Genomic DNA, 10,069 nt, shown 5'->3' with positions numbered 1-10,069 from the left:
CCGAGTCGTAAAGCTCAGAAAGCTGTTATTGAACAAAGAAAGTTAAATCCTGTGCTTGACTCTTGTGGTTAAAAACAGGACATTTTAAATGGTTTATCGCATAGACATTTTAATTGGTGAATAACATAAAAATGGGAGCTATTGCTCCCATTTCATTTTTAAGAATGATTCTTTAAATCTTCCAACATTGCTTCACGCAGAATTTTGTTCATACGTGTTTGATAGCCTTTCCCTTGTGCTTTTAACCATGCCAGTACATCAGCATCTAAGCGAACAGAAGTCTGTTGCTTCACTGGACGATAAAATTGCCCATGACGAACTGCCTTACTCCAGTCGGTGATTTCAGGAATATCAGACAGATCTAATTGATCATCAGATACAGTTCCCTTAGCAAGGAGACGTTTAATTTCAGCATTTTGCTTGTCGCTGAAATTTTCATTCAGCTCTTTGCGTGTATATCTAACCATGCTCATATTGATTTCGCTCCGCCTTAGTTACCTGTCTTGCACTAATGATTCGTATGATTTCACAGTCATCTTCATCAAAGATGGTGTGGGCTACTAGTAGCATTAGTACACCTTTTACTTTTCCAATGGTTTGCCAACGTTCTTCACCATCGGTATGTCTGTCTTGAATTGAGATCCTTAGCGGATCTTCAAAAATAAGGCTTGCTGTTTCGAAAGAGACATCGTGCTTTTGCTGATTCTTTCGATTCTTTGCCTCATCCCATTCGAAATACTGTTCCATAAAAAACATTCAAATTTGTATATACAATAATGTATCACATATTTGTATCACTCAAGGTAATAAGTGTAATTTTCAGTCAAAATTATTGGCAAGAACTATCAAAACCGCTCATAAAAAATCCGACTTGTTTCCAAGCCGGATTTTTGCTGTTTTTTGAGTTTTCTATTTTAATATAAATAATTGATATTAAATGATTATTACAATCGCGTTTCGTATAAGGTGTATTATGTTAATTTTAGGAAAAATATAAAGTCGTTATAAAATTGATAGCTATTAAATTAATAGATACTGTCAACTTTACTGTATTCAACTACTTTTATTTCATAGCCATAATCTGTTCTATTTTTAAGATTAATCAAAACAAATCTGGTATCTATTGCTTCTAATAGTCTCCAATCAGACTGATCACTTGGATATGACGTTTGCTGATCAAACAATACTATTGGGAGTGTTTTATTATTAATGGCTTTATTTGCATCGTTCATACCACTTCCGAACATACCACCAAAAGCAATAATCGTTAAAAATAGTACTAAAGGGGAGCTAAAGTATTGCTCTATCTGTCCTCCAAATATAGAACTATGTACATAGGAATAATAAAACACACCAAAATAAAGCGGAATTAACTTAGTTGATAAGGCAATTGATGTCTCTCTTCCTATCAGGAATATGGATATTGTTATAAATAGTACGGAAAAAATCAGTAAATATGAGTGACCTACCCATGCAGAAATAGATAAATAAATTAAAGAAATTATGCTCCCAAAAGCGAACAATAAAGTAGTAATTAGAATTGAGTAAAATAAGCTATAAGCGGATATAGAAGGTAATATCCATAAAGCATCAAACGTAGAAAAGTAACCAAACTTATAAGTGCCAGCTAAAGCTATCAATATCAGTGGTATGGCAGCATAAAGCTCAAGAACTTTCTTTAATGAGAAAGAGTTATACAAAATATCCCCTACCTAAAAATGTAAGAATTACATACATCTCAAAAAGACACCGATTTAAGATGTCCTTTTATTTAATAAAAAATTTAAAAGAAATTTTCAGGATATAAGAATGAGGGAATATGTCTTCTAATCAATTGAGCCTGTGCAAGATACCCTCTAGTTTCTAGTTCTAATAAAAACACTGGCCAAGGTGGAATATTACTTTTATAGACATTAATTGAAGATGTAGACATGCCACCTCCTTGAGACGTAGACAGTCCACCATACTGGGACGTGGACAATCCGCCATACTGAGACGTAGACAATCCGCCATACTGAGACGTAGACAATCCGCCATACTGGGACGTAGACAATCCGCCATACTGAGACGTGGACATTCCACCATACTGGGACGTGGACATTCCGCCATACTGAGACGTGGACATTCCACCATATTGAGACGTGGACATTCCGCCATACTGAGATGTAGATAATCCACCATATTGGGAGGTACTTAAATTGCGTGGCCAAGTTCTTAAATTTGGTATTTCTGGTCGTGACATAGCTCTATAACTCTTAGATATTGATAATAAAAAATTTATTAGAGTACATTACTATTTTTAAACCATTTATTGTGTGCTGTTTAAAAAATACACGACAGATTATGTCTCATTAATTAAATTTTATTATCTATTCTTTATCACATTTAACATAATGGCGTTTATACGAAATTCATATTTTAAACACATAAAAATCAAATACTTGTGTTATAGTGATAATGCTCGACGATGTCGAAAAGCTGACTTGGAAACAACTCGGCTTTTTTATGATCGTTTTTGATAGTTCTTGCCAATAATTTTGTTTAAAAAGTAATCAATTTTGAGATTTTTCAAATTTTATCAATGCCTCAATGTCCAAAATTATCCACATTTTTTGTGGATAAAATTTAGGCTATTTTGTACGTTTTGGCTCACATCAATCTCGGCCCTTTGCTGCTATCCGGAATGACTGGAATTTTACTATTATGAACTCATCGGGAACAGGAAGTTCCATATAAGAATAACAATAGATAAGCACAAGGACTGTAAGGTAGGACAGGAGTTATACCGAGCGAACCAATACGAAAAACCCCGGCAGGATGCCGGGGTTTTTTATTGCTTAGAATATCTATAACTGGGTATTGATCTGATAGCGTGTATTACGTCCACCACCTTCTAATTTAACGATACATTCTTTCTCAAGTAAGTCTGATAAGTGGCGAGTAGCCGTTGCCTTACTGACTTTAGCAACCTTTTGATATTGCGAAGCACTAATACCATGTTCAAAGCCATTTTCGCCACCGTCTAATAAACGATGTAGAACTTTACGTTGTTCTTCACCCAGGGCTAAATTTGAATATTTATGCCAAAATTGACTTTTAAACAATGTTCGACTGATCTGCGCTAAGGTTTTTTCAAGGCTTTCATTCAACGTGTCTAGAAACCAAATCAGCCAATCTGTGATATCAGAATCATTTTTTTGAGTTTGTTCTAATATCTCATAGTAACTTTTACGTTTATTTAATATCGTAGTAGACATTGCATACAAACGGATACTTTGCTCATCCATTTGAGCTAGAGCAAGGTCTGTAAGTGTACGTGTAATACGGCCATTACCATCATCAAAAGGATGTAGGGTAACAAACCATAAATGGGTAATGCCTGCACGTAACAGAGGATCAAGCAATGAATCATTCAGACTCTGATTAAACCACGCTATGAAGGTATGTAAGCGTTCTTCTAAGCCTTCTCTTGGCGGTGCTTCAAAATGTACTTTAGGGTAATCCAATCGACCTGAAACGACCTGCATAGGCTCTGATCCCCTCAGTTGACCAATGCGTAAACGTTGCATTGTCCAGTCGGGGTCATTGAAAAGCCAACGATGCCATTGCATGAGGCGCTCAACAGTCAGTGGTTGCTTAACATCGTTCAGCGCATCCAGCATGATATTGGCTAAACCTTCTGATCGATCTGAGCTTGGATAAGGCTGTTCAAGAGTGACACCCAAGCGTTGGGCTAAAGATGATCGCAATGAAAAAACATTGAGGGTTTCATTTTCAATTGCTGATGAAGCAACGAGATTGGCAAGTAGAGTATCTAGAGTGAATTGTTCTTTCGCTAAATCATGCTGACTTTGTCCAAGAAGAATTCCTATTTTTTGATGTATCTGTCTGGTTTTAGGTAAGATAGTTGAATCCTGCCATGTGAAATTTGTCCAGTTTTCTGCTTGCCAAATCCATTTCTGCATTTTCAATCTCTCTCATCTAAAATCTAAGATGAGTTAAATATAGCACAAATTCGACTCATATTGTGAGCCGAATTTGTACTGTTAATTAGCTCATTATTTATCGAGAACAGTTCTACTTGGGGCTTACATTTTGTGTTATTCACCAATTAAAATGTCTATGTGATAAACCATTTAAAATGTCCTGTTTTTAACCACAAGAGTCAAGCACAGGATTTAAATTTCTTTGTTCAATAACAGCTTTCTGAGCTTTACGACTCGGCATACTTTTCTTGAGACGGGAACGTTTATTCTGTTTCTCCAACTCTTCATGTTGTTGCTGGATATGCGCCAGAACTGAGCCTAATCTTTTATTCTCAACCACTTCATTCTGCTGTAGTCCAGCCAGTTTATTGAAGACGCTATAGTTGATCTTCCGTCCTTCATGCATGAGGGCCACAGTGCCATCCGGGTACTCCAGAAATGAAATGTATTGCCCAACAAGCTTATGATTCAGCTCTGTCGGTTCAAGCAGATAAATACACTTGTCATAGGTGATGGTTAGGTTCTTCGTGACGTTACGCGGTTCCTGCCAAGTGAATATATCCTCCAGCTCAGCATCAGATTCCGTTAAAGATCGATGTAAATTCTTCGAGTTTCTCGCACACTTGGCAAACTTCTGATTGAAGTGCTCAATGAAGCAGGGTAGCCATGCATTGGCTTCGGCAATTGAACTGATGCCTTCCAGACGCATCTCCTTGATCAAACGGTCTTGAAGGGTTCTATTCGCGCGTTCTACGCGACCTTTAGCCTGTGGTGAGTTGGCAAAGATAATATCAATATTTAACTCGTTCAGAATCCGCCCAAATTGCGTGATCTGGCTGTCTTTCCTGGATTTCTGATTAACTCTGAATACCGAATGTTTGTCGCTATAAAAGGCCAGAGGTTTGCCGTATTGTTCAATGTAGGCTCGGGTTGAAAGCATATAGTCGAAGGTGGTTTCCGCCTCACAGAAGCGTAGATGCAACAGCTTTCCAGTGGTATCATCGATATACACCAATAAACAGCACTTAGCAGCGCGTCCTTCGAACCAGTCATGATATGAGCCATCAATCTGGATCAGCTCACCGAAGCAATCCCGGTTATAACGTGGCTGATATGGACGTTTAAGGCGCTTGGATCGCGGAATCCAGAGGTCATTGACCATCATCCAGCGCCGAACCGTTTCTACCGGGATATTCAGGTCAAACATGCTGCTGAGCTTCTCATGCGCCAAGGTAGGTCCAAAGCCCAGCAGATGTTCAGAAATAATGGAAAGACATTTTGATTTTAATAACTCATCATGGCGATGATGGCCAGGTTGACCACGACTAGCATGTGCCAGACCTGAAACACCGTCTTGATTGAGTTTCTGCAATAACCGGGTAATTTGACGAGTGGAAAGATTCAGGATTTCAGCAGCACGGACCTGGATAATACGATGATCTCGAACGTCTTGCAGAACTGCAAGACGTTGAATTTCCTTGTCAGACATAGTGATCAACATCTCTAATTTATATCCAGTCCATGATGGTAAAAACCATCATAAACTAGACATTTTTATTGGTGAGAATATAGACACTTTAAATGGTTTCTAACACACTGATTTCGTATAATATTGATTATGTTAAGCGAAGTATACCAAACAATAACTTCATATATCCCTTACACTCACCTGATTTCAATAAGTTAAAGTACTATCCTTTATTTAGATAAATATGATATGTTGAATTAAATTTTAATTCATAAACTTCATCATGTTTGAACTAAAAACAATTCGATTGACAAAAAAAGGTTCAACTAAAAAACAACTAATATTATTGTTTCACCTCAACTCGTACTGTCCCTGTCTATACCCATTATTGTTCTCAATGAAAGCCTTACGCTTTCAAAGGGCTTTGTTGCACAAAGATTTGAAATGCAAAGCGCCCCTAATTGAGCCAAATTTAAGACGTAACTTGGGTAAGTGGTCGACTTAATTCCGTAAATCTGTTGAGGACTGCTACACGTGCATGAATTTCATTCACTTGGCTATCAAAACTCCTTGCGCTGAGTTTATCTCCTAATAATTTAATGCAGTGCATCTTAGTTTCAACCAACTTCGCCGATGATAGCCTGACCATTTTTTCCATAATGTCCTGCCTAAACGTTTAACTGTTCGAAGTAATTCATTTCGTTCTAGCGAGCTACTCTTTGTATCTTTCCATGGTTTCGCATTTTTTCTAGGTGGAATCACCGCATGCGCTTGCCGATCTGCAATGACCTGACGGCATTGCTTGTGTCATAAGCTCCATCGGTATAAACAGAGTCAATCTGCTCATCTTGTGGAATCTGATCAAGTAAATCACCAAGCACCTGTGAATCACTGACATTATTGGTTGTAAGCTGAACTGCTCGTATTTGCAGGGTTTTGGCATCTATACCAATATGTAGTTTACGCCATTGGCGACGATATTCAGGTCCATGTTTCTTGCGCTTCCATTCGACCTCACCTAGAAACTTCATGCCTGTAGAGTCCATAAGTAGATGCAGCCCATCACGACTTTTCTGATAGCTGATTACAATATCAATATGCTTTTGTCTTTTACATATGGTCGAATAATCTGGGGCCGTCCCATTTAAGCCAGAGAGTTTAATCAGACTTTGCACAAAGCCAGTAACCATACGTAAAGACAGACGGAATAAGGATTTAATCATTAAGCAGCATTGGATGGCTGCGTCGGAGTAGGTTTGATTTCGCCCTTGTTTGCCTTTTGATGGCGCATACCATTGCGTAGCAGGATCAAACCAAATGGCAATATTTCCGCGACTCATGAGTGCTCGGTTATATGCGGGCCAATTGGTTGTGCGGTAGATTTTGTGTGTAGGCTTCTTCATTTGAAAATTATATCGCTGAAAAAGCCTTTACAGATAGGTTTGTGCAACAAAGCCCTTAGTTGAAAAAAATTTTAGATTTCATGCTCACACACCACCTAAAACAAAAAATATCTGATTGATTTTACAGGCTTTTAATTTAAGGTTTTATTCTACCCACTCGCAATATCAATGTTTAGTATCACGACTCACTAACTCATTAACTAAATATGGAGCAGTACGGATATCTTGATTTTCTGTTATTTGTTTTGGTGTTCCTGCCACAACAATATTCCCACCAGCATTTCCAGCACCTGGTCCCACATCAATCACCCAATCTGCTTGTGCAACGGCACGCATATCATGCTCAATCATAACCACGGTATTACCCGCATCGACTAATCGCTGCAATTGAACTAACAATCGATCTACATCTGATGGATGCAAACCTGTAGTTGGCTCATCAAGTATATACAGTGTATTTCCACGCTGATTGCGTTGCAGCTCGGTCGCCAATTTAATACGTTGCGCTTCTCCACCAGATAGTTCAGTCGCTGGTTGCCCTAAACGTAAATAACCAAGGCCAATTTCCTTTAATAATTGTAGTGAACGAGCAATCGAGACATCTCCATCAAAAAAATCACGTGCTTCATTGACGGTCATTCCTAATACTTCAGCAATATTACGTCCATTCCAGCGAATTTTCAGAGTGTCATCATTATATCGAGCACCATGACATGTCGGACAAGGGGCATATACACTTGGCATAAACAATAATTCTACACTGACAAAGCCTTCACCTTCACAAGTTTCACATCGCCCTTTAGCCACATTAAACGAAAAACGTCCAGCATCATAATGAGCTTGGCGAGCTTCAGGAGTCCCAGCAAATAACTTTCTAACATGATCAAATAAACCCGTATAAGTTGCCAGATTAGAACGTGGAGTACGGCCAATTGGTTTTTGATCAACCTGTACCAGACGCTGTATAGCCTCCACATCGCCAGCCAGAGAACCCTGTGTAACCTCGGCAACCAACATTCCTTCATTTAAAGGATTATTTTCATTATTGTTTTCAGTTTCAGATTCATTGCCTAAATATGAAAGTACTAACTCGGGTAAAGCTTGAGAAACGAGACTAGATTTACCTGAACCTGAAATACCTGTAACTGCTGTAAGTACACCAAGAGGTATACGAGCATCAATATTATGCAGGTTATGTCGGTAAATATTGTTAAGTTCAAGCCAACCAGAGGGTGTACGTCCATAACTTTGAGTAACTGGGATTTTATTAAATAAATAACTTGCAGTACGTGAAGCTGAAATCTCACTTAAACCCTGAGGTACTCCACTATATAAAATATTACCACCTTGCTCTCCTGCATCTGGTCCAACATCCACTAACCATTGAGCACGACGCATGAGCTCTAAATCATGCTCTACAACAAATACGGAATTTCCAGCGTCTCTTAATTTATCGAGAGAATCATATAATGACTGACTATCTGAAGGATGTAATCCAGCAGACGGTTCATCCAGTACATAAACTACACCAAATAGCATAGAACTTAATTGTGTTGCTAACCGCAAACGTTGTAACTCTCCCGCTGAAAGAGTCGGTGTGGCTCTATCTAATGTTAGATAACCAAGACCTAACTGGCGTAATTGATTTAAACGCCCCACCACACCATTTGCTAAACGCTGCGCAGCAATTTTCTTTTCATCTGAAAGTGCTGACGTACGTCTTACATCTGGAGATACAGAATGCACTGCTCTACCTGTTGTTGCTCGTTCAGATCTATCAAGTTGGGTTACTTTATTATTAGTCTTTTCTCCAGCATCATGAGCGTCGAAATTGCCTAGAACAATGGGCTCAAGCAGGCAAGTTAACTTATCCAAAGAAAGTTGCATAAACTCACCAATATCTACTCCAGCAAAGGTAATAGATAAGGCTTCTGGTTTAAGGCGTTTACCATGACAGGAAGGGCATATTTTTCCTTCCATAAAACGTGAAACACGTTTTTTCATCAACGTACTTTGGGTATTAGCAAAAGTATGAAGGACATAGCGACGAGCACCAGTGAAAGTGCCCATATAGCTGGGTTCTAGTTTACGTTTAAGTGCAGATTGAGTCTCAGCGGGGCTTAAACCAGCATAGACAGGAACTGTTGGGGTTTCTTGAGTAAATAAAATCCAGTCTCTATCCGATTGCGGTAAATCTTTCCATGGTCGATCAACATCATACCCTAGGGTTACTAGGATATCGCGTAAGTTTTGCCCGTGCCAAGCAGGTGGCCATGATGCGATAGCTCTCTCACGAATACTGAGTGTTGGGTCAGGAACCATTGTCGATTCTGTAACTTCATAAATGTGACCTAAACCATGACAGGTAGGACAAGCACCTTGAGGAGTGTTCGGTGAAAAGTCCTCGGCATATAACATTGGCTGATCGGCAGGATATGCACCAGCACGCGAATAAATCATTCGCACGAGACTTGATAAAGTTGTTACACTTCCAACAGAAGAACGGGTATTACTTACACCACGTTGTTGTTGCAATGCTACTGCTGGTGGTAGACCATCAATAGCATCAACATCTGGTACTCCGGCCTGATCTATTAAGCGTCTTGCATAAGGTGCAACAGATTCGAAATATCTTCTTTGTGCTTCAGCAAAAATAGTTCCAAAAGCAAGTGATGATTTTCCTGAACCCGATACACCTGAGAAAACAACAAGTGCATTTCTTGGGATAGAAACATCTACATCCTTAAGGTTATGCTCACGTGCACCTCGAACTTCAATACAATTATTAGATAAAGTAATGTTATTGTGTTCACCAAAAGAATGTATTTTCATGTTTCTACGAGCCTGTAAATTATTTTGTGTAAGTCTCATTTTTTATAAATGATCTTTTAATCGATCATCGAACTGAATCGTAAACCAATTCATTGCTAAACGCCAATTTTGAGTTGGCATGGTCCATTTTTTAGCAGCATTTGAAGTTGCTAAATAAATGACCCTTTTCACTGAATCATCAGAAGTGAACCGTACCGGGTTTGTCGGAGAGTCAATATTCTGAGATGAGAAGCATTGCTTCGCAAGACGTAGCGAAGCGTAGTGTCCCGATGACAAAATTAAAATATACCCCTGAAATCAGAGAAAGAGCGGTTCAATTATTGATTGAATCTGAAAAAGATTATCCTTCTACTTGGGCTGCAATCACAGCAATTGCGCCT

7 protein-coding genes and 2 pseudogenes are annotated in these 10,069 nt (G+C 38.8%); all 9 read right to left on the bottom strand.

Going from position 1 to position 10,069, the window contains the following annotated elements; translation table 11 throughout:
* Window positions 1-158: 158 nt before the first annotated feature.
* Window positions 159-473, bottom strand: coding sequence for a BrnA antitoxin family protein (locus FTV42_RS14630; RefSeq protein WP_180039137.1), 315 nt, complete (start codon window positions 471-473; stop codon window positions 159-161).
* Entirely contained in the window at window positions 460-747 is a 288-nt protein-coding gene (locus tag FTV42_RS14625; RefSeq protein ID WP_180039136.1) for a BrnT family toxin, read from the bottom strand. Before FTV42_RS14625 ends, FTV42_RS14630 begins: the two co-directional genes overlap by 14 nt.
* A gap of 278 nt (window positions 748-1,025) precedes the next feature.
* A complete protein-coding gene (locus tag FTV42_RS14620; RefSeq protein ID WP_111885976.1) occupies window positions 1,026-1,700 on the bottom strand; it encodes a hypothetical protein in 675 nt (224 codons plus the stop codon).
* Window positions 1,701-1,869: 169 nt separating this feature from the next.
* Window positions 1,870-2,181, bottom strand: a complete 312-nt coding sequence (locus tag FTV42_RS14615; RefSeq protein ID WP_162689791.1) for a hypothetical protein — start codon at window positions 2,179-2,181, stop codon at window positions 1,870-1,872.
* 665 nt (window positions 2,182-2,846) lie between these two features.
* Window positions 2,847-3,965 (bottom strand): Fic family protein, encoded by a 1,119-nt coding sequence (locus FTV42_RS14610; RefSeq protein WP_180039135.1) that lies wholly within the window; start codon window positions 3,963-3,965, stop codon window positions 2,847-2,849.
* A 187-nt stretch (window positions 3,966-4,152) separates the two neighbouring features.
* The gene (locus FTV42_RS14605) at window positions 4,153-5,487 is read right to left on the bottom strand and encodes an ISNCY family transposase (RefSeq protein WP_180039134.1); all 1,335 of its coding nucleotides are present in this window, start codon (window positions 5,485-5,487) and stop codon (window positions 4,153-4,155) included.
* A gap of 439 nt (window positions 5,488-5,926) precedes the next feature.
* Window positions 5,927-6,857 (bottom strand): annotated as a pseudogene (locus tag FTV42_RS14600) (IS5 family transposase).
* 165 nt (window positions 6,858-7,022) lie between these two features.
* A complete protein-coding gene (locus FTV42_RS14595) occupies window positions 7,023-9,689 on the bottom strand; it encodes an excinuclease ABC subunit UvrA (RefSeq protein ID WP_180039133.1) in 2,667 nt (888 codons plus the stop codon).
* Between the two features lie 42 nt (window positions 9,690-9,731).
* Window positions 9,732-9,878 (bottom strand): annotated as a pseudogene (locus tag FTV42_RS14590) (IS256 family transposase); the annotation flags it as partial.
* Between the last annotated feature and the right edge of the window lie 191 nt (window positions 9,879-10,069).

It is taken from the genome of Acinetobacter sp. YH16052 (genome assembly GCF_013417155.1).
Taxonomy (GTDB): Bacteria; Pseudomonadota; Gammaproteobacteria; order Pseudomonadales; family Moraxellaceae; genus Acinetobacter.
This window is presented reverse-complemented; position numbering and strand designations above follow the sequence as displayed.